Source organism: Micromonospora sp. KC723 (assembly GCF_004348595.1).
Lineage (GTDB): Bacteria > Actinomycetota > Actinomycetes > Mycobacteriales > Micromonosporaceae > Micromonospora.
This window is the reverse complement of record NZ_SMKD01000107.1, coordinates 1-20,109: the sequence shown is the minus strand read 5'-3', so window position 1 is coordinate 20,109 and position 20,109 is coordinate 1. Positions and strand designations below refer to the sequence as shown.

General features: G+C 71.5%; 19 protein-coding genes. 5 read left to right on the top strand and 14 right to left on the bottom strand.

What is annotated here, in order from left to right; translation table 11 throughout:
* Positions 1-448, top strand: a 448-nt coding sequence (locus E1165_RS21270) for a putative glycolipid-binding domain-containing protein (protein ID WP_132393549.1), incomplete at its 5' end; no start/stop codon positions are given.
* A 29-nt stretch (positions 449-477) separates the two neighbouring features.
* On the opposite strand, the gene E1165_RS21265 is transcribed toward E1165_RS21270, so the two are convergent.
* Positions 478-1,569 carry a PLP-dependent cysteine synthase family protein gene (locus tag E1165_RS21265; protein WP_132393548.1) on the bottom strand — a complete coding sequence of 364 codons (1,092 nt, stop codon included), beginning with the start codon at positions 1,567-1,569 and terminating at the stop codon, positions 478-480.
* Between the two features lie 22 nt (positions 1,570-1,591).
* A complete protein-coding gene (locus E1165_RS21260; RefSeq protein WP_132393547.1) occupies positions 1,592-2,050 on the bottom strand; it encodes an Lrp/AsnC family transcriptional regulator in 459 nt (152 codons plus the stop codon).
* Between the two features lie 268 nt (positions 2,051-2,318).
* On the opposite strand from E1165_RS21260, the gene E1165_RS21255 reads away from it, so the two are divergent.
* The gene (locus E1165_RS21255) at positions 2,319-2,585 is read left to right on the top strand and encodes a BldC family transcriptional regulator (RefSeq protein WP_132393546.1); all 267 of its coding nucleotides are present in this window, start codon (positions 2,319-2,321) and stop codon (positions 2,583-2,585) included.
* 78 nt (positions 2,586-2,663) lie between these two features.
* Here E1165_RS21255 and E1165_RS21250 read toward each other — a convergent pair whose 3' ends face one another.
* Positions 2,664-3,293 (bottom strand): UbiX family flavin prenyltransferase, encoded by a 630-nt coding sequence (locus E1165_RS21250; protein ID WP_132393545.1) that lies wholly within the window; start codon positions 3,291-3,293, stop codon positions 2,664-2,666.
* Positions 3,294-3,436: 143 nt separating this feature from the next.
* Here E1165_RS21250 and E1165_RS21245 point away from each other — a divergent pair, with 143 nt between their 5' ends.
* Positions 3,437-4,399: a terpene synthase gene (locus tag E1165_RS21245; protein ID WP_132393544.1), complete on the top strand. Its 963-nt coding sequence runs from the start codon at positions 3,437-3,439 to the stop codon at positions 4,397-4,399.
* A 60-nt stretch (positions 4,400-4,459) separates the two neighbouring features.
* Here the strand turns inward: E1165_RS21245 and mqnP are convergent, their stop codons facing one another.
* Both mqnP and E1165_RS21235 read right to left on the bottom strand, forming a co-directional pair.
* Complete coding sequence (mqnP, locus tag E1165_RS21240) at positions 4,460-5,371, bottom strand: menaquinone biosynthesis prenyltransferase MqnP (protein ID WP_132393543.1); 912 nt, start codon at positions 5,369-5,371, stop codon at positions 4,460-4,462.
* A complete protein-coding gene (locus tag E1165_RS21235; RefSeq protein WP_132393542.1) occupies positions 5,371-6,831 on the bottom strand; it encodes a menaquinone biosynthesis decarboxylase in 1,461 nt (486 codons plus the stop codon). The genes mqnP and E1165_RS21235 overlap by 1 nt, the downstream gene beginning before the upstream one ends.
* A 257-nt stretch (positions 6,832-7,088) precedes the next feature.
* Between E1165_RS21235 and E1165_RS21230 the strand changes: the two genes are divergently transcribed.
* Positions 7,089-7,808, top strand: coding sequence for an alpha/beta fold hydrolase (locus tag E1165_RS21230; RefSeq protein WP_207916989.1), 720 nt, complete (start codon positions 7,089-7,091; stop codon positions 7,806-7,808).
* Positions 7,809-7,826: 18 nt separating this feature from the next.
* Here E1165_RS21230 and E1165_RS21225 read toward each other — a convergent pair whose 3' ends face one another.
* The 7 genes from E1165_RS21225 to hemL all read right to left on the bottom strand — a co-directional run bounded on the left by E1165_RS21225 (position 7,827) and on the right by hemL (position 14,478).
* Positions 7,827-8,273 (bottom strand): carboxymuconolactone decarboxylase family protein, encoded by a 447-nt coding sequence (locus E1165_RS21225; protein WP_132393541.1) that lies wholly within the window; start codon positions 8,271-8,273, stop codon positions 7,827-7,829.
* A gap of 49 nt (positions 8,274-8,322) precedes the next feature.
* Positions 8,323-9,300 (bottom strand): c-type cytochrome biogenesis protein CcsB, encoded by a 978-nt coding sequence (ccsB, locus tag E1165_RS21220; protein ID WP_132393540.1) that lies wholly within the window; start codon positions 9,298-9,300, stop codon positions 8,323-8,325.
* Positions 9,300-10,904: a cytochrome c biogenesis protein ResB gene (locus E1165_RS21215; RefSeq protein ID WP_132393539.1), complete on the bottom strand. Its 1,605-nt coding sequence runs from the start codon at positions 10,902-10,904 to the stop codon at positions 9,300-9,302. Before E1165_RS21215 ends, ccsB begins: the two co-directional genes overlap by 1 nt.
* Positions 10,904-11,791, bottom strand: coding sequence for a cytochrome c biogenesis CcdA family protein (locus E1165_RS21210; RefSeq protein WP_132393538.1), 888 nt, complete (start codon positions 11,789-11,791; stop codon positions 10,904-10,906). The genes E1165_RS21215 and E1165_RS21210 overlap by 1 nt, the downstream gene beginning before the upstream one ends.
* Positions 11,791-12,366, bottom strand: a complete 576-nt coding sequence (locus E1165_RS21205; protein WP_132393537.1) for a TlpA disulfide reductase family protein — start codon at positions 12,364-12,366, stop codon at positions 11,791-11,793. The genes E1165_RS21210 and E1165_RS21205 overlap by 1 nt, the downstream gene beginning before the upstream one ends.
* Positions 12,366-13,013 carry a histidine phosphatase family protein gene (locus E1165_RS21200; RefSeq protein ID WP_132393536.1) on the bottom strand — a complete coding sequence of 216 codons (648 nt, stop codon included), beginning with the start codon at positions 13,011-13,013 and terminating at the stop codon, positions 12,366-12,368. The genes E1165_RS21205 and E1165_RS21200 overlap by 1 nt, the downstream gene beginning before the upstream one ends.
* A 127-nt stretch (positions 13,014-13,140) precedes the next feature.
* Entirely contained in the window at positions 13,141-14,478 is a 1,338-nt protein-coding gene (hemL, locus tag E1165_RS21195) for a glutamate-1-semialdehyde 2,1-aminomutase (RefSeq protein WP_132393535.1), read from the bottom strand.
* A 142-nt stretch (positions 14,479-14,620) separates the two neighbouring features.
* On the opposite strand from hemL, the gene E1165_RS21190 reads away from it, so the two are divergent.
* On the top strand, positions 14,621-14,953 hold the full coding sequence (locus E1165_RS21190) for an STAS domain-containing protein (protein WP_132393534.1): 333 nt from the start codon (positions 14,621-14,623) through the stop codon (positions 14,951-14,953).
* Positions 14,954-15,073: 120 nt separating this feature from the next.
* Here the strand turns inward: E1165_RS21190 and E1165_RS21185 are convergent, their stop codons facing one another.
* On the bottom strand, positions 15,074-15,631 hold the full coding sequence (locus E1165_RS21185; protein WP_132393533.1) for a two-component system response regulator: 558 nt from the start codon (positions 15,629-15,631) through the stop codon (positions 15,074-15,076).
* Positions 15,628-19,998, bottom strand: coding sequence for a HAMP domain-containing protein (locus tag E1165_RS21180; protein ID WP_132393532.1), 4,371 nt, complete (start codon positions 19,996-19,998; stop codon positions 15,628-15,630). The genes E1165_RS21185 and E1165_RS21180 overlap by 4 nt, the downstream gene beginning before the upstream one ends.
* Positions 19,999-20,109 lie beyond the last annotated feature (111 nt).

The following is a 20,109-nucleotide window of genomic DNA, read 5'->3' as shown; positions in this document are numbered from 1 at the left end:
GGTGGAGGCCGAGGGGGCGGGCTGGCACCGGCGGGTACGACTGGACCGCGGCGGGGACGGCTGGCGGGTGACCACCGGCGAGGAGGGTGACCTGGGCGCGGCGCTGCGGGCCTCCGGGCATCCGCCGGCCGGCCTGCCCGGCACCGACGATCCCGGCCGGTTGTACGAGGCACTCGACGTCGACCTGAGTGGGTCGCCGCTGTTCAACACGCTCCCGATCCGCCGACTCGGTCTCGCCGGGGCGGCGTCCAGCACGGCGCACCGGATCACCGTGGCGTGGGTGCTGGTGCCGAGCCTGACGGTGGTTCCCGCCGAGCAGGTCTACACCGCGCTCGGGTTGGACCGGGTGGGGTTCGCCAGCGGCACCTTCCGGGCCGAGCTGACGTTGGACGACGACGGTTTCGTGACCCACTACCCGGGCCTGGCCGAGCGGGCCGACGCCGGCTGAACCCCGCCCGGCGGCGGCCGGGTCGGAGGTCAGGCCGGCCAGGCGCCACCGGCGAGGAAGCGTTCCACGGTGGCCAGGTGCGGGGCGAGGTCCAGGCCCTGCCCGGTTACCCATCCGTCGTCGTAGTAGGTGTCGGCGTAGCGGTCACCGGCGTCGCAGATCAGGGTGACCACCGAGCCGGTACACCCGGCGGCGAGCATCTCGGCGATCAGGCCGAACGCGCCCCACAGGTTGGTGCCGGTGGAACCGCCGACGCGACGGCCGAGGACGGCCGAGCCGGCCCGCATGGCGGCCAGCGAGGCGGCGTCGGGGACCTGGGTCATCCGGTCCACCACCGAGGGCAGGAAGGACGCCTCGACCGTCGGCCGGCCGATCCCCTCGATGCGCGAGCCGCGACCGGTCCGCACCGACCAGTCGGCGGCCTGCCAGGCCGGGTAGAACGCCGAGTTCTCCGGGTCGACCACGCAGAGCTTGGTGGGCAGCCGCCGGTAGCGGGCGTACCGGCCGATGGTGGCGCTGGTGCCGCCGGTACCCGCGCCCACCACCACCCACGCCGGGATCGGGTGCCGTTCCAGGGCGAGCTGCGCGTAGATCGACTCGGCGATGTTGTTGTTGCCCCGCCAGTCGGTGGCCCGTTCGGCGTAGGTGAACTGGTCCATGAAGTGCCCGCCGCTGTCCTCGGCGAGCCAGCGCGCCTCGACGACCACCTTGGCCGGGTCCGTCACGAGGTGGCAGCGCCCGCCCTGGAACTCGATCTGGGCGATCTTCTCCGGGGACGTGGACGCCGGCATCACCGCGACGAACGGCAGGCCGAGCATCCGGGCGAAGTACGCCTCGGAGACCGCCGTCGAGCCGGAGGACGCCTCGATGATCGTCGTCTCCGGGCCGATCCAGCCGTTGCAGAGCCCGTAGAGGAAGAGCGAGCGGGCCAGCCGGTGCTTGAGGGAGCCGGTGGGGTGCACCGACTCGTCCTTGAGGTAGAGGTCGATCCCCCACTCCCGGGGCAGCGGGAAGGGCAGCAGGTGGGTGTCGGCGGAGCGGTTGGCGTCCGCCTCGACCGCGGCGATCGCCTCGGTCACCCACGTCCGGCTGGCCTCGTCGCACCGGTCGAGATGAGTCACGCCGGCAACGGTACAAGCGAGGTCACGCGGTGGGGGGATCGAGGGGCTGGGGACGGTTCTCCCACTTCGTCGACAGCGCGATGCCGGTGCGGGTGGAGGCGACGCCGGGGGTGCGGTTGAGGCGCACGATCAGCTGCTCCAGCTCGGCGATGGTGCCGACCCGGGCCTTGAGCAGGAACGACTCGACACCGGCCATGAAGTAACAGGACTCGATCTCGGGCATCTGCCGGAACGCCTCGAGCACGTCGTCGGTGTCGGCGGTGGAGTCCTCGACGATGCCGATCAGCGCGGTCACCCCCAGCCCGATCGACTCCGGCTCGACCTCGGCCCGGTACGCGCGGATGACGCCACCGGATTCGAGCTTGCCGACCCGTTCGTGCACGGCCGGCGCCGACAGGCCGACCTGTCGGGCGAGTTCGGCGTACGACAGGCGGGCGTTGCCGCGCAGCAGCTCGACGAGGCTCCGGTCGATGGCATCCACGGAGTGTGACCCTAGCCGCTCGGGCGTAACGGCCGACGGCCGGAGTCCGTTGGACATGACAGACCGTCACAGTTCGCAGACCATCGGTCGAAGGAGCGGCGCGCCGGTATCATTTACTAACTTCCCACTCAGTGCGTTTTTCGCGTTTGGCGGACACGCCAGGTCGCTGGTGCTGTAATTGCCATACGTCCCTCATGACGGCTCTGGGCTCGCACCGGCCGGGGGCAGTGTGTTCAGCCGGGGGCTTCGTCGACGCGAGGAGGGGGCTGTGGACACTGGAGATCGCCTGCTGACACCGGGTGAGGTCGCCGCGCTGTTTCGGGTGGACCCGAAAACTGTGACGCGTTGGGCGGCGGCCGGCCGGATAGGCAGCATCCGGACTCCAGGCGGGCATCGCCGGTTTCGGGAATCCGAGGTGCGGGCTCTGCTGGAAGGGGAGGGCATGTTGGACGAGGCGGATGAGATGGGCAAACCACGCAACGTGGGCCCCGCCGCCTCGACCGGCCCGGGACCGGCCAACGCCGGGATGTACTGACGGGCGCGACACGGATACGCGGGCCGGCCGGAGGGTTCGGTCCGCGTCCGTCGAGGCCCGGGGTACGCCGACGGGTGTTCAGGACCGGTCCGCGTTGAGCCGTCCGGACCAGCGCTGGAAGAGGGTGTGCGGCACCCCGAGCGCGTCCAGCACCTTGCCGGCCACGAAGTCGATCAACTGTTGGGCGGTGGCGGCGGCCCCGGCGCCGTAGAAACCGGGACTGGCCGGGAGGACCACCGCGCCGGCGTCGTGCAGTGCGAGCAGATGCTCCAGGTGGCTGCGGGTGACCGGGGTCTCCCGGGGCACCAGCACGACCGGCCGGCGCTCCTTGAGGTTGACCTCGGCGGCCCGCTGCAACAGGTCCTTGGAGAGCCCGATGGCGATGCCCGCGCAGGCCGCAGTGCTCGCCGGCACCACCGCCATCCCCCGTACCCGGTAGGAGCCGCTGCTCGGGCCGGCGGCGATGTCGCCGGCCGGCCAGTGCCGCACGTCCGCGTCGGTGAGGCTCCGGCCCAGCCAGGAGGCGAGATCCTCGGCCCAGTGCCCGTCGCGGAACGGCCGGCCCGTCTCGTCGAGCACGGTCAGCCGGGCGGCCCGGGAGACGATCAGGTCCACCGGCTCACCGGCGTCGAGCAGCCCGTTGACGACGGCCGCCGCGTACGGGGTGCCGGACGCGCCGGAGACCCCGACCACCCATGGTTCGCGCATCCCCCCAGCCTGCCTGGTCGGCGGGGCGGATCGCTCGCCGCCCCCGTGCCACCGTTCGTCCCTATTGTCCGGCCGGCGGGTGGGATCGGTACCGGAATGGCATGCTGCCGTCGGCGACCCACGCCGTACGGAGGGGCCCGGGCATGGTCGAAGAGGTCCTCAGATCACTCCGGCGCGGCTGCCCGATCCCGCCCCGGCTCTCCCCGCACGCGCAACCGGTCCAGGAGTGGCTGCTGGACCGGTTGCCCCGACTGGGTCTGCCGCCGGACGCGGCCGGCCGCCGACGGCTGGGCCAGACGGAGTTCGCCCGCTACGCGTGCCGCCTCTACCCGGACGCCGCCGAGCCGGACCTGCGTACCCTGGCCATGATCTTCACCTGGTTCTTCCTGGTCGACGACGCCTGCGACGGGCCGGACGGGTTGGCCCCGGAGCGGATCCGGGCGCTGCGGGAGGGCGCGACCGCCCTGCTGCGGGACGGGCCACGGCGGCGGCACCCCGGCTTCGACGGGCCGCTGCGCCGGCTACTGGTCGAGGCGTGGCGCCGGCCGCGCCGCCGGATGCCGGCCCGCTGGCGGTCCCGTTTCGTGAACGCGGTCGCCCACCACCTCGACGGGACGTGGCGGGAGGCGGTGGCCAAGGCGGCGGGCCGGCCGCCCTCGGTGACCGAGTACGTGGAGCTGCGCCGGGCCACCTCGGCGGCGTACGTCTCGTACCCGCTGGTGGAGTTCGCGACCGGCCGTCCGATGCCCGACGCGGTGTACCACCACCCACTGCTGCGTCGCATCGGCACGGTCGGAAACGACCTGCTCTCCTGGTACAACGACATCGCCTCGCTGCAGCGGGACCGGGTCACCTCGGGCGGGCACAACCTGGTGCTGGCGCTGGCCGCCGAACGCGGGATGCCGGTCGAGACGGCGGTGGAGCTGGTGGCGCAACGGTGGCGGGAGGAGATGACCCGCTTCGTCGCGCTGCGCGCCTCGGTGCCGTCGTTCGGCCCGACCTGGGACCCGGCGGTCGCCGCCCACCTCGACGGGGTCGCGAACGCCGTCCGCGGCACGGTCGACTGGACGGTGGAGAGCGCCCGCTACCCCGCTCCGGTGACCTGACCCTGCCGGCCTGCGGGCGGGTGGGCCGCGCGTCAGGCGGCGGGCCCGGGGACCCGCGGGTCAGGGGCGCAGGCCGAGGCGGACGACCAGGTCGAACAGGGCGACAACGAACAGGGCGATGCCGACGAAGCCGTTGGCGGTGAAGAACGCCCGGTTGACCTTGCTCAGGTCGGTCGGGCTGACCACCAGATGCTGGTAGCCGAAGGCTACGGCCGTCGCGGCCAGCCCGATCCACCAGAGCCAGCCGAACCCGACCAGCGCCCCGAACCAGACGAAGAGCGAGAAGGTCACCACGTGTGCGACGGTCGAGGCATGCAGCGCGAAGCGCTTGCCGTACCGGGCGGGGACGCTGTGCACGCCGATCTCCCGGTCGACCTCGGCGTCCTGGCAGGCGTAGATCAGGTCGAAGCCGCCGATCCACAGCCCGACCGCCGCGCCGAGCAGCCACGCCGGCCCGGAGCCGGCGAAGGTGCCGGTGACCGCGAGCCAGGCGCCGACCGGCCCGACCGCCTGGGCGAGCGCCAGGATGGCGTGCGGCCAGTTGGTGAACCGCTTGCCGTACGGGTAGACGACCAGCGGCACCACGGCCAGCGGCGCGAGCGCGAGGCAGAGCGGGTTGAGCAGGGCGGCGGCGGCGAGGAACACCACCAGGGCGACACCCGCGCCGGTCCAGGCCGTCCGCACGCTCACCGCCCCGGTGACCAGTTCCCGCCCGGCGGTACGCGGGTTCCGCGCGTCGATCCGGCGGTCGAGGATCCGGTTGGCGGCCATCGCGAACGTCCGCGCGCCGACCATCGCCACGGTGATCAGCAACAGGTCGACCCAGCGCACCCGCCCGCCGTCCATTCGCATCGCGGTCAGCGCGGACAGGTACGCGAACGGCAGCGCGAAGACCGAGTGCTCGATGGCGACGAGCTTGAGGAAGGACCTGACCCGTCCCGGGCGATCCGCAGGGGCCTGCGTGACGGTCATCAGAGCCCGTACTCCTTCCAGCGCTTGTCGACCAGGGAGACGACCTCCGGCGACATGCTCATCTCCTCCGGCCAGCCCCGGGTGTAGCCCTCGGCGGGCAGTTTGCGGGTGGCGTCGACGCCCGCCTTGCCGCCCCAGAACTGCTGGTACGACGAGTGGTCGAGGTGGTCCACCGGGCCCTCGGTGAGCAGCAGGTCGCGGGCGTAGTCGACGTTGCCGAAGGCGCGGAACGCGACCTCGTGGTAGTCGTGCACGTCGCAGTCCTCGTCGACGACCACGATCAGCTTGGTCAGCGACATCAGGTGCGCCCCCCAGATCGCGTTCATGACCTTCTGGGCGTGCTTGGGGTAGCGCTTGCGGATGGAGACGATCGCGCAGTTGTGGAAGACCCCGGCGGCGGGCAGGTCGTAGTCGACGATGTCCGGGATCAGCAGCTTGAGCAGCGGCTGGAAGATCCGCTCGGTGGCCTTGCCGAGGCCGTGGTCCTCCTGCGGCGGCTTGGAGGTGACGATCGAGTGGTAGACCGGGTGGCGCTGCGTGGTCATCGTCTCGACGTGCAGGACCGGGAACGGCTCGACCGGGGTGTAGAAGCCGGTGTGGTCGCCGAACGGCCCCTCGGGCAGCCGCTCGCCGGGCTCGATGTACCCCTCCAGCACGATCTGGGCGTGCGCCGGAACCTGCAACGGCACGGTCAGGCAGTCGACCATCTCCACCCGTTCGCCGCGCAGGAACCCGGCGAACAGGTACTCGTCGATGTCGCCGGGGAGCGGGGCGGAGGCGGCGTACGAGACCACCGGGTCGCAGCCGATCGCGATGGCGACCGGGAGCCGCTGGCCGAGCCGCTCGGCGACGGCGTGGTGGGCGGTGGAGTCCTTGTGGATCTGCCAGTGCATGCCGAGGGTGTTGCGGCTGTGCTGCTGGAGGCGGTAGAGGCCGAGGTTGCGCTTGCCGGTCTCCGGGTGCTTGGTGTGGGTCAGCCCGTAGTTGTGGAAGATCCCGCCGTCGCCCGGCCAGACCTGCAGGCCGGGCAGCCGGTTCAGGTCGACGTCGTCACCGGAGTAGACGACCTGCTGGCAGGGTGCGGTCTTGACCTTGCGCGGCGGGACGGACTTGAGCTGCATGACCTTGCCGAGGCCCTCACGGATGCCGGACCAGCCGACCGGCAGTTCCGGCTTGACCAGCGCACCGATCCGGGTGCCGATCTCGTCCAGCGACTCGACGCCGAGCGCCATCGCCATCCGCTTCTCGGTGGCGAACAGGTTGATCGCCACCGGCATCTCGCCCCGGGTGGGCCGCTCGAAGAGCAGCGCCGGACCGCCGGCCCGGACGGTCCGGGTGACCACCTCGCTGATCTCCAGGGTGGGGTCGACCGGGACGCTCACCCGCCGCAGTTCGCCGGCGCGTTCCAGGGCCGCGAGGAAGTCCTTGAGATCGGTGTACGGGAAGCCACGAGCCGCCATGGCAGCAAGTCTCCCGCACCGGCACCCCGACCGCCCCGGCCGGGTCGGGTGATGTCGCCGGCGATGTGCGTTCGAGCACATCGGCCGCCGGGCGGGGCGGACGTGTCGGTGCCCGGGGGCAGCATCGTGGGGCTGTCACAGGAGAGTGAAGGTGAGTCACGATGCCGCGCCGCACGTCCGTAGCGTTGAACGTTGTCGAGCGGGGTGCCGGCACCCCGGTGCTGGCGCTGCACGGCTGAACGCCCGACCACCGGCTGATGCTCGGCTGCCTCGAACCGGTGTTCGCCGGGCGTCCCGGGTACCGGCGTCTCTATCCGGATCTGCCCGGCATGGGCGCGTCGGCGGCCCCGCCGGAGATCGCCGGCTCGGACGATGTCCTCGACGCCGTACAGGACTTCGTGGACGACACCCTCGGCGACGTGCCGTTCCTGCTCGTCGGTGAGTCCTACGGCGGTTACCTCGCCCGCGCCCTCGCCCGGTCCCGGCCCGGGCAGGTGCTCGGCCTGGCGCTCATCTGCCCCATCGGCACGGTCCTGGATTACGCGGAACGCAGCGTGCCACCGCGGCAGGTGCTGCGCTCCGACCCCGACCTGCTCGCCTCGACCGACGCCCGGACCGCCGACGAGTTCGCGAACATCGCCGTCGTGCAGACCCCGGAGACGTTGCGCCGGTTCCGGGACGAGATCCTGGTCGGCCTGGATGTCGCGGACACCGTGGCGATGGCGCGCATCCGGCAGCGGTGGGCGCTCAGCGAGGATCCGGAGGGCGGCGCGCCGTTCGCCCGGCCGACCCTGATCCTCACCGGGCGGCAGGACCACGCGACGGGCTATCTCGAGCAGTTCGCGCTGCTGCCGCACTACCCGCGAGCGACGTTCGCGGTACTCGACGTCGCCGGCCACAACCTTCAGATCGAGCAGCCCGTTCTCTTCGACGCGCTGGTGGGCGAGTGGCTCGACCGGGTCGCCGCGGAGCGCTGAGCAGACGACCGGCGGCGGTCAGCCGGCGGGCTCCCCGGCGTACGCGGCCAGGGGCGGGTCGAGCGGAGCGCCGGTGAGCCGGTTGGCGAAGGTGGAGATGGTGTACGTCCCGACGCCGAGCACCACGTCCAGGGCGTGCCGGGGCTGGTAGCCAGCCGCCAGGAAGGCGTGGGTCCCCTCCTCCGGCACCGCGCCCCGGTGGTCGAGTACGGCGAGGGTGAAACGCCGCAGCGCCTCCAGCCGGGCGTCGGGCAGCGGCGTCCCGGCGCGGAGCGCCTCGATCAGGCCGGGCGTGGCGCCGTGCCGGGTCAGCGTGGCGGTGTGCATGGCCACGCAGAGGTGGCACTCGTTGCGGGTGGCGACCGTCAGCACGACGACCTCCCGCTCGACCGGGTCGAGGGCGCAGTCCTCGAAGACGCCGTTGACGGTGAGGAACCCCTTGAGCAGTTCCGGGGACTCGGCCATCAGGCCGACCGCGCGGCGGGTGGACTCGCGCCACCGGGCACCGCTCAGGTCACTCCACCCCGGCGTACGAGTGCAGGCCGGTGAAGAAGAAGTTCACCCCGAACAGGTTCATCAGCATGGTCAGGAAGCCGAGCACGGCGATCCAGGTCGCCACGTTGCGCTTCACGCTCGGGGTCGCCCGGGCGTGCAGGTAGCCGGCGTACACCACCCAGGAGATGAACGCCCAGGTCTCCTTCGGGTCCCAACCCCAGGCCCGGCCCCACGCCGCCTCCGCCCAGATCGCGCCGGCGATCACCGCGAACGTGAACAGCGGAAACGAGAAGGCGTGCAGCGCGAAGGTCAGCCGTTCCAGTCCGGCCGCCGCCGGCAGCCGGCGGGCCAGCGTGTACGGGAAGCTGCGCCGGCCCTGCTCGTAACCGTTGCGCATGAGGAACGCCACCGCCGGGACGACACCCAGCAGGAAGATGCCGGAGGCGACGACGATCGTCGAGACGTGGATGATGAACCAGTACGACTGGAGCGCCGGCATCAGCGGCACCACCTCGACGTAGAGCTTCAGCTCCGCGAAGGCCAGCAGCAGCACCATGACCAGGGTGAGGAAGAGCCCGAGCCGGCGCAGCGACGGGCGCTTCACCAGCACCGCCAGCCAGGCGGCGGTCCCGATCCAGGTGACCGTCAGCACGTACTCGTACATGTTGCCCCAGGGCATCCGCTCGGCGGCGATGCCCCGGGTGACCAGCGCGCCCAGGTGCAGCGCGGCGGCGAGCACGGTGAGCCCGACGGCGGCCAGACCGGCGAGCCTGGCCTGCCGCGCCGAACGGCCCGGCGGGGTCGCGGCGGCAACGGGAGCGGCGGGCGCCTTGACGACGCCGCCGACCGCGCCGACCCCGGCGCCGACCAGCTCGCGGGCCGGTGCCGCCGGCACGGCACGGGTGTTGCCGAGCGCGTACTCGACGGCATGACTGATCATCGCGACCAGGTACGCCAGGATCGCGAACGTCACCAGTTGGTCGGACAGCTCGGCCATCACTCGACTCCCTCTCGCGTCCGTCCGTCGCCCCGTACGGCGGCGACGAGCTGCGCGAACTCGTCGGCGAACCCCGGATGCTCGGTGCGTGACAACCCACCGGCCCGCACCAAACTACTACCGCTCGTCGGAGATCCACTCCCGGGGTCGGCCGGGACCACCCGGAACCAGACCCGGCGACGCCGGGCGAACAGCGAGGCCATCAGCCCGGCGAGCAGCACCACGCACGCCCCCAGCATCAGCGTCTGTCCCGGGTCGTGCCGTACCGAGAGCGTGATGTACGGCTTCGTGCCCAGGAACTCCAGCGTGCTGCCGTCGTCCAGGGTCCACTTCTCGCCGACGCCCAGCTTCTTGTCGCCGATCTGCCTGAGCTTGCCGTTGCTGACCTGCCGCTGGTCGAGCTGATAGATCGAGCCGGGGATGCCGGCGTCCAGGCCCAGGTTCCCCCGGTACGCCACCAGCACCACCGCCGGGTTCCGCTCGGTGGGGAACCGCGACGACACGAACGGCGGGGCCTCCGGCGCGGTCGGCAGGTACAGCCCCTCGAAGGCGACCTGCTGGGTGGAGTCCCGCTTCCCGGTCGCCGGGTCGACGTTGGCGTCCGGGAAGGCGGCCACGCCCTCGCTGGTGAGGTTCGCGTCCCCGGTGGTCAGGAACGGCACCGCGCTGGTCTGGCTCCGGCCGTACCGGTCGGTGTACTTCAGGATCGGGGCGTACCCGTGGCCGAGCAGGTAGACGTTGGCCGAGCCAAGCCGCAACGGCGAGTTGACCGAGAAGGCCGCCGGTCGGGTGGACCCGGTCAGCTCGTCCACGGTCACCGTGGCCCGGTAGCTCTCCGGCTGCCCGGACGGGAAGAACCGGGCGTCGAAGTCGTCCAGGGTCAGGCAGAAGCGGGGCAGGTCGTTGCTGTCCACCCGGGGGCCGAGCGACGCCTCGGCGTACTGCTGGCGGGTGTTGCAGAACTCCTCGCCGGCCACCAGCAGCCGGTTGCCGTGCCAGCCGTACCAGGAGCCGAGCGCCACCCCGAGCAGGACGGCGACCAGCGAGGTGTGGAAGAGCAGGTTGCCGGTCTCCTTGAGGTACCCCTTCTCGGCGGAGACCTCGTTGCCGCGTACCTCGACCCGCCAGCGGCGGCGGCGCAGCACCGCGGCGATCGCCGCCGGGTCGGTGGCCGCCGGGGCCTCCAGCACCGCGTGCTGGGGCAGCCGCTCCAACCGCTTCGGGGCCACCGGTGGGCGGGACCGCAGGGCACGCAGATGGTCCCGCATCCGAGGCAGGATGCAGCCCACCAGCGAGGTGAACAGCAGCAGGTAGATCGCGGAGAACCAGACCGAACCGAAGACCTCGAACCCGCCGATGCGGTCCAGCTGCGGGGCCAGGTCCGGATGGTCCCGGAAGTACCGGTCGACCTGTTCCGGGTTCACCCCGCGCTGCGGCAGCACCGAGCCGGGGATCGCGGCGACGGCGAGCAGGAAGAGCAGCACCAGCGCGGTGCGCATGCTGGTGAGCTGCCGCCAGGAGTTACGCAGCAGGCCCAGCACCGGGTGGGGCCGCCGCCGGGGCGCACCGGCGGGCGCGGCCGGCCGGTCGTCCACGGTCGTCATCAGATGCTCACCTCGCCCACGCCCACGGTGGTCTGCAACCAGATCACGACGTTCTGCCAACCGCCGGTGATCAGCGCGAGGCCGATCAGGACCAGCAGGGCGCCGCCGATCCGGGTGACCCAGCGGCTGTTGCGCCGGACCGCCCGGAAGACCCCGAGCAGACGCTGGAAGCCCAGCCCGAAGGCGACGAACGGTACCCCCAGCCCGAGGCAGTACGCCACGGCCAGCACCACCGCCCGGTCGGTCTGCCCGCCGGTGGCGGCCATGCCGAGCACCGCGCCGAGCGTCGGGCCGGTGCACGGCATCCAACTCAGCGCGAAGACCGCGCCGAGCACGGGGGCGCCGAGCAGCCCGGCCGCCGGGAGCCGGTTGATCCGGAACTCCCGCTGCAGACCGGGCACCGCGCCGAGGTAACCGAGGCCGAGCACGACGACCAGCGCGCCGACGACGACCTGGAAGGCCCGCTCGTAGTCGAAGAAGATCCGGCCGAAACCGGCGAAGAGGATCGCGGTGGCGGTGAAGACGAAGGTGAACCCGGCGATGAACAGCAGCGTCCCGGCGAGCACCCGCCCCTTGACCACGACCGCCGGCCGGGCCTCGGCCCGGGTCGCCACGGTCACCCCGCCTCCGGCCGGGGCGGTGTCGTCCGCCCGGCCCGCCGGGCCGGCCCCAGCCGGCTCCGCCGGGATGGCGGCAGCCGGCGGGCCGGCGGGGCGGGCCCGGCCCTCCAGGTCCGCGCCGGCCAGCCCGGTCACGTACGACAGGTAGCCGGGCATCAGCGGCAACACGCACGGGGACAGGAAGCTGACCAGCCCGGCGAGCGCCGCCGCGCCGACGGCCAGCAGCAGCGGGCCGGACTGGGCCAGCTCGCGGAAGGTGTCGCCCATCAGCGTGAACCAGACGCCGGCTGCTCGGCCGCGATCCGCTCGACGATCGGCTGGAGTCCGTCCTGCTTGACGGCGGCCCGGATCACCGTGGTGATCCGGCCCTCCCGGTCCAGTACGACGGTGGCCGGGACGGCGTTCGGCGGGATGTCCAGGGCGAGCGCCAGCCGGCTCCCCGGGTCGAAGAGGCTCGGGTAGCTGACCCGGCCCTCCTCGAAGGCGAGCGCCTTGTCCTTGCTGTCCTGCACGTTGATGCCGAGGAAGGTCACCCCGGCGGCCTTGGTGGCCTGGTACGTGGCCTCCAGGTCGTCGGCCTCGGCGCGGCACGGCGCGCACCAGGAGCCCCAGAAGTTCAGCACCACCACCTGGCCGCGCGCCTGGGAGATGTCGTACCGGCCGCCGGTGAGCAGGTCACCGACGATCTTCGGGGCGGCGGAACGCTGGTCCGGGGCGCACTCGATGATTCCCCCGTTGTTGGCGCAGCGGCTCTCCCCGCTGTCGTCGGAGGAGCAGGCGACCAGCGCCACCGTGGCGGTGACGGCGGCGAGCGTTGCGGCGAGCGTCCTCCGGGCGAGCATCAGGCCCCCTTGGCCGTCCTGGCTGTCGGCGAGATGGCGATCAGGTGGGCGGCCGGCTCGCTGTAGCCGATGCCGGCCACCTTCGCGCCGTCGAAGTGGAACGAGGTGAGGCTGGCCAGCCCGCACTGGCGGCGGCGCGGGTCGTGCCAGAGCCGCTTGCGTTCGACGTACCGGCGCAGCGTCCAGATGGGCAGCTGGTGCGAGACGAGGACGGCCTCCCGCCCCTCGGCGGCGACCCGGGCGGCGTGCAGGGCGGCGAACATGCGTTCCGCGATGGCCCGGTACGCCTCACCCCAACTGGGGGTCACCGGGTCGCGCAGCACCCACCAGTTGCGCGGGTCACGGAACGAGCCGTCACCCGGCGAGACCTTCTTGCCCTCGAACCAGTTGGCGCTCTCGATCAGCCGCTCGTCGACCCCGACCGGCAGCCCGAACTGGGCGGCGATCGGCTCGGCGGTCTGCTGGGCGCGTTCCAGCGGGCTGGCCACCACGTGGACGACCTCCCGCTCGGCGAGCGCCTGCGCGGCGGCCTTGGCCATCTGCACGCCCAACTCCGAGAGGCGGAAACCCGGCAGCCGGCCGTACAGGATGCCCTCCGGGTTGTGCACCTCGCCGTGCCGGAGCACGTGCACCACCGTCCTGCTCACCGCTGCGACCCCTTCGTTCGCGACTGCGGGGCTCGCAAACCCGGCTCACTCCTCGCGCTCACCGCTGCGTCCCCCTCGTTCGCGACTGCGGGGCTCGCAAACCCGGCTCACTCCTCGCGCTCACCGCCTACCCCCCGTTGCCCGCTGCGGCCGCCGCGTTCGCCGCCGCCGGCAGCGCGGCGGCGATCTGCTCACACGCGGCGTCGTCGATCGCCGCCGACACGAACCACGACTCGAACGCGCTCGGCGGCAGGTAGACACCGGCGGCGAGCATCGCGTGGAAGAACGCCCTGAACGCGGGTACCTGCTGGGTGCGGGCGCTGTCGTAGTCGACCACGTCGGCGTCGGTGAAGAAGATCGAGAACATGTTGCCCGCGTACGACAGCCGGTGCGGGACCCCGGCGGCGGCCAGCGCGTCGGCGGCGAGCCTGCCGACGACGGCGGCCGTCTCGTCGAGCCGGCGGTAGAGCGCGTCGTCCGCGAGCCGCAGGGTGGCCAGGCCGGCGGCGCAGGCGAGCGGGTTACCGGAGAGGGTGCCGGCCTGGTAGACCGGGCCGGCCGGGGCGAGCCGCCCCATCACCTCGGCGCGCCCGCCGAACGCCGCGGCGGGCAGGCCGCCCCCCATGACCTTCCCGTACGTCCAGAGGTCGGCCTCGGACGGGTCCAGTCCGTGCCAGCCGGCGCGGGAGACCCGGAACCCGGTCATCACCTCGTCGACGATGAGCAGCGCGCCGTGCGCGTGCGCGATGCCGGCGAGCCGCTGGTTGAAGCCGTCGCGCGGGGCGACGACGCCCATGTTGCCGGCGGCGGCCTCGGTGATCACCGCGGCGATCTGCGCACCCTCGGCCGCGAAGACCTGCTCCACCGCGTCGATGTCGTTGTACGGCAGCACGATGGTGTCGCCGGCCGCCGCTCCGGTGACGCCGGGCGAGTCGGGCAGGCCGAGGGTGGCCACGCCCGAGCCGGCGGCGGCGAGCAGCCCGTCGGAGTGGCCGTGGTAGCAGCCGGAGAACTTGACGATCTTGGAACGGCCGGTGAAGCCGCGGGCCAGCCGGATCGCCGACATGGTCGCCTCGGTGCCCGAGTTGACCAGGCGGACCTGCTCGACCGGGGTACGCGCGACGATCTCGGCGGCCAACTCGACCTCGCCCGGCGTCGGAGCGCCGAAGCTGGTGCCCCGAGTGGCGGCCACCTGCACCGCCTCGACCACCGCCGGATGGGCGTGGCCGAGGATCAGCGGTCCCCAGGAGCAGACCAGGTCGACGTAGCGGCGGCCGTCGGCGTCGTACAGCCAGGGGCCCTCGCCCCGGACCATGAAGCGCGGTGTGCCGCCGACGGCACGGAAGGCGCGCACGGGGGAGTTGACCCCGCCGGGCACGAGAGCCGTGGCGCGGTCGAACAGGGCCTCGGAGGCCGGTGCGGCGGCCGGGTAACGGCCGGATCCGGCGGAGAAGGTAGCGGTCACGATGCGGCCATTGTTACAGCGCGGCACCGGGAATCGGCAGGCACCCCTGTTGTGGGTTACCGGACTCACCCCGGTGCGCCCCACTGTCGGGGCGAACCACGCTCACCGGGCCGGGCCGTCGAGATCGCGATAGGCTGACCGGGTGGATCGTGCCGAACTGTCCATCACGGTACACCGGACGGGCGATGAAGCGTTGCTTCGCCTCACCGGTGAGATCGACATGCTCACCGCCGGTCAACTGTCGGCCGTCGTGAACGAGATACTGACCGATCCCCCGCCGCGCATCGTGCTGGACCTGGGCGGGGTCACCTTCTGCGACTCTCAGGGCCTGGGCACTCTCGTCGTGCTCAGCCGCAAGGCCAGCCACGCGCAGACCCTGCTGGTGCTCAGCAACGTCGGCGACTTCCTGCTGCGCGTCCTGGACATCACCGGCCTCCGCTCCGCCCTGATGATCCGCAACGAAACCGCCCCCTGACCACACCCACCCGACCCGCAGCGGTCGAGGCAGGGCTGATCATGAGGTAGGCGGCACGGGAACGAACATCCCGCACCGCCAACTTCATGATCAGCAGCGTGTCGCGCAGGTCGGGGCGGTTCAGGGGGTGGTGCCCCAGCGGGCCTGTTCGAGGAGGTCGACTGCCCGGTCGCGGGCCTCCAGGCTGTCGTCGGCACGCAACAACATGGTCGCCTCGTCCACCGCGTCGGTCAGCGTCCGCCACTGCGCGTCCCGCTCCCGCACCACGTCTGACTGCGCGGCGAGCTGCCGGGTCTTCACCCACAGCTCCACGAAGACCGAGACCTTGGCCCGCAGCACCCACGGATCGAACGGCTTGGTCAGGTAGTCCACCGCGCCCACCGCGTACCCGCGCAGCGCGAGCTGCGCGTCCTTGTCGGCGGCGGTCAGGAAGATGATCGGCACATGCCGGGTCCGCTCCCGCCGCTTGATGTGGCTGGCCGTCTCGAAGCCGTCCATGTCCGGCATCTGGGCGTCCAGCAGGATCACCGCGAAGTCGTCCACCAGCAACTGCTTCAGCGCGGCCTCGCCGCTCTCCACAGCGACCGACTGCACCGGAAGACCCTGGAGAATCGCCTCCAGCGCCATCAGGTTCTCCCGACGATCGTCGACCAGCAGCGCCTTGGCCGTCTGCGTCACGAATTCTCCTCGCCTCGGCTGCCGCTGATCCAGGCGGCCATCCGCTCGATCAGCTGGTCCAGGTCGACCGGCTTGGTGATGTAGTCACTGCCACCGGCCGCGAGCGCCGACTCGCGGTCGCCCGGCATCGCCTTCGCGGTCAGGAAGACGATGGGCAGGTCCGCGAACCGGTGGTTGCGGCGGATCTGCCGGGTGGTCTCGTACCCGTCCTGGTCCGGCATCATCGCGTCCATCAACACGATGTCCACCTCCGGATGCTCGGCCAGCAGGCGGACACCGTCCGCCCCGTTGTCCGAGTACAGCACGGTCATGCCGTGCAGTTCCAATGCGGAGGTCAGCGCGAAGACGTTCCGCACGTCGTCGTCGACGATCAGCACCGTGGCCCCGTCGAGCTGCCGGGTCGCCGGGGCCGCCGGCGGCCGGGGCAGCAGCTCCATCGGCGGCATCAGCAACGACGAGGGCAGCCCCGCGCGCTGCGGCGACGGGCTCTGCGGCGCGACCACCGCGTCCGGGGCCAACACATCGGGTACGAACAGGGTGAACGTCGAACCCTGCCCGGGTGCCGAGGTCACGGCGATCGTGCCACCCAGCAGCCGGGCCAGGTCCCGGCTGATCGACAGCCCCAGCCCCGTCCCGCCGTACCGGCGGCTGGTGGTGCCGTCGGCCTGCTGGAACGCCTCGAAGATCAGCCCCAGCTTGTCGTCCGAGATGCCGATGCCGGTGTCGATCACGGTGAACGCGATCACCTGCCGGGCGTTGGTCAGCGCCGGCACGTCGAAGACCGCGTTCTCCGGCGCCAGCCCGATCCGCAGCGTCACCGCGCCGTTGTCGGTGAACTTGACCGCGTTGGAGAGCAGGTTACGCAGGATCTGCTGCAACCGCTGGGCGTCGGTGACCAGGGCCGGAGGCAGCTCCTTGGCCAGCCGTACCTGGAACTCCAGGCCCTTCTCCTCGGCCTGCGGGGCGAACGCCTGCTCGACGTAGCCGCGGATCTCGTCGAACCGGATCTCGGTCGGCTCGACGTCCATCCGGCCGGCCTCGATCTTCGACAGGTCCAGGATGTCGTCGATCAGCGAGAGCAGGTCGGAACCGGCGCTGTGGATGGTGCGGGCGAACTCGATCTGCTTGCGGGTGAGGTTCTGCTCGGAGTTCTCCGCCAGCAGCCGGGCCAGCAGGAGCAGCGAGTTCAAGGGCGTACGCAGCTCGTGGCTCATGTTCGCCAGGAACTCCGACTTGTACGCCGAGGCCCGGGTGAGCTGCTGCGCCTTCTCCTCCAGGCCGAGCCGGGCCAGCTCGATTTCCCGGTTCTTCGTCTCGATGTTGCCCTTCTGCTCGCTCAGCAGCTTGGCCTTGTCCTCCAGCTCGGCGTTGGTGCGCTGCAACTCGGCCGACTGGTCCTGCAACTCCAGCGCCAGTCGCTGCGACTGCGCCAGCAGCTCCTCCGTACGCCGGTTGGCCTGGATGGTGTTGACCGCCACCCCGATGGTCAGCACCAGCCGCTCCAGGAACGCCAGGTGCAGCTCGGAGAAGCGGGCCACGCTGGCGAACTCGATCACGCCCAGCAGCTCGCCCTCGAAGAGAACCGGGAGCACCACCAGGTCTGCGGGAGGCGTCTCGGCCAGCCCGGAGCGCAGGACGAGCCGCCCGTCGGGCAGCGCGTTGACCCGGATCGTCCGGCGGGAGAGGGCAGCCTGACCGACCAGCCCCTCCCCCGGGCCGAAGGTGACGTCGTGCCCCCGGGCCACGTACCCGTACGAGGCGGTGAGCCGCAGCCGCATCGAGCCGTCAGAGGTGTCCGCCAGGAAGAACGCGCCGAGCTGCGCGTCCACCAGCGGAGTGACCTCCATCATGATCATGCGGCAGACCTCGCCGAGGTCGCGCTGCCCCTGGAGCAGGCCACCGATGCGAGCCAGGTTGGAATCGAGCCAACCCTGCTCGGCGTTCTTCTTGGTCGTCTCCCGAAGGGTGACGATCATCTGGTTGATGTTGTCCTTCAGCTCGGCGACCTCGCCCTGCGCCTTGACGGCGATCCGCTGCGTCAGGTCACCACGGGTCACCGCGGTCGACACCTGGGCGATGGCCCGCAACTGCGTGGTCAGCGTCGAGGCGAGTTGGTTGACGTTCTCGGTGAGGTCGCGCCAGGTGCCGGAGACCCCCTTGACCTGGGCCTGGCCACCGAGCTTGCCCTCCGTGCCCACCTCACGGGCCACCCGGGTCACCTCGTCGGCGAACGACGACAACTGGTCCACCATCGTGTTCACCGTGGACTTCAGCTCCAGGATCTCACCCTGCGCGTCGACAGTGATCTTCTGCGACAGGTCACCCTTGGCCACCGCCGTGGTCACCGACGCGATGTTGCGCACCTGCGACGTCAGGTTCGACGCCATCGAGTTCACGTTGTCCGTCAGGTCCCGCCACGTACCCGAGACGCCCTTGACCTGCGCCTGACCACCCAGCTTGCCCTCGGTACCCACCTCACGGGCCACCCGGGTCACCTCGTCGGCGAACGACGAGAGCTGGTCCACCATCGTGTTCACCGTGGACTTCAGCTCCAGGATCTCACCCCGGGCGTCCACCGTGATCTTCTGCGACAGGTCACCCTTGGCCACGGCGGTGGAGACCTGCGCGATGTTGCGCACCTGGGCGGTCAGGTTCGACGCCATCGAGTTCACGTTGTCGGTCAGGTCCCGCCAGGTGCCGGCGACGCCGCGCACCTGGGCCTGGCCACCGAGCTTGCCCTCCGTGCCCACCTCACGGGCCACCCGGGTCACCTCGTCGGCGAACGACGACAACTGGTCCACCATCGTGTTCACCGTGGACTTCAGCTCCAGGATCTCACCCCGGGCGTCCACCGTGATCTTCTGCGACAGGTCACCCTTGGCCACCGCCGTGGTCACCGACGCGATGTTGCGCACCTGCGACGTCAGGTTCGACGCCATCGAGTTCACGTTGTCCGTCAGGTCCCGCCACGTACCCGAGACGCCCTTGACCTGCGCCTGACCACCCAGCTTGCCCTCCGTGCCCACCTCACGGGCCACCCGGGTCACCTCGTCGGCGAACGACGAGAGCTGGTCCACCATCGTGTTGACGGTGTTCTTCAGCTCCAGGATCTCGCCCTGCGCGTCCACGGTGATCTTCTGGCTCAGGTCACCCTTCGCGACCGCCGTGGAGACCTGGGAGATGTTGCGCACCTGGCTGGTCAGGTTGCCGGCGAGCTGGTTGACGTTCTCCGTGAGGTCGCGCCAGGTGCCGGAGACGCCGCGCACCTGGGCCTGACCACCGAGCTTGCCCTCGATGCCCACCTCACGGGCCACCCGGGTCACCTCGTCGGCGAACGACGACAACTGGTCCACCATCGTGTTGACGGTGTCCTTCAGCTCCAGGATCTCGCCCTGCGCCGCCACGGTGATCTTCTGCGACAGGTCGCCCCGGGCCACCGCCGTGGAGACCTGGGCGATGTTGCGCACCTGGGCGGTCAGGTTCGACGCCATCGAGTTGACGCTGTCGGTGAGGTCCTTCCAGGTGCCGGCGACGTTCGGCACCTCGGCCTGCCCGCCGAGCTTGCCCTCGGTACCCACCTCACGGGCCACCCGGGTCACCTGCTCGGCGAAGAGCCGCAGCGTGTCGGTCAGGTAGTTCATGGTGTCGGCCAACTCGGCGACCTCGCCACGGGCGCCCACGGTGATCTTCTGGCTCAGGTCGCCCTTGGCCACCGCCGTGGCCACCTGGGAGATCGACCGCACCTGGCCGGTCAGGTTCGAGGCCATGGTGTTCACCGAGTCGGTGAGGTCCTTCCAGGTGCCGGCGACGCCGCGGACGTCGGCCTGGCCGCCGAGCTTGCCCTCGGTACCCACCTCACGGGCCACCCGGGTCACCTCGTTCGAGAAGGACGAGAGCTGGTCCACCATCGTGTTGACCGTGCGGCCGATGCGCAGGTACTCGCCGCGCAGCGGGCGGCCGTCGATCTCCAGCGCCATGTGCTGGGAGAGGTCGCCGTCGGCCACCGCCACGATCACCCGGGCGATCTCGGTGGTGGGGCGACCCAGGTCGTCGATCAGCGAGTTGATCGCCCGCTGTCCCTCCGCCCAGGACCCGTCGAAACCCTCCTCGTCGAGGCGTTCGGTCAGCCGGCCGTCCCGGCCGACGATCCGGCTGATCCGGCGTAGGTCGAGATACTGCCGTTCCTGGAGCGCCACCACGTCGTTGAAGGCGTCGGCCACCTCACCGGCCGCGCCCGCCCGCCGGGGCAGCCGCACCTTGAAGTCACCACCGCGCACCCGTCGCAGCGCCTCCGCCAACTCGACGAACAGCGCCTCGTGCTCGGTCGCGGACGGATCCGCGGTCACCGACTGTTTCGCGCTCATCATTCCTCGCTCAGATCGGGGCCTCCGGCGCTCGTGGGCACGCCACCCATCCCATCATTGTCCCCACCTGGATGTCGACGCCACGAACGCCGCGTGGGCGCGCCCGACCCGCCC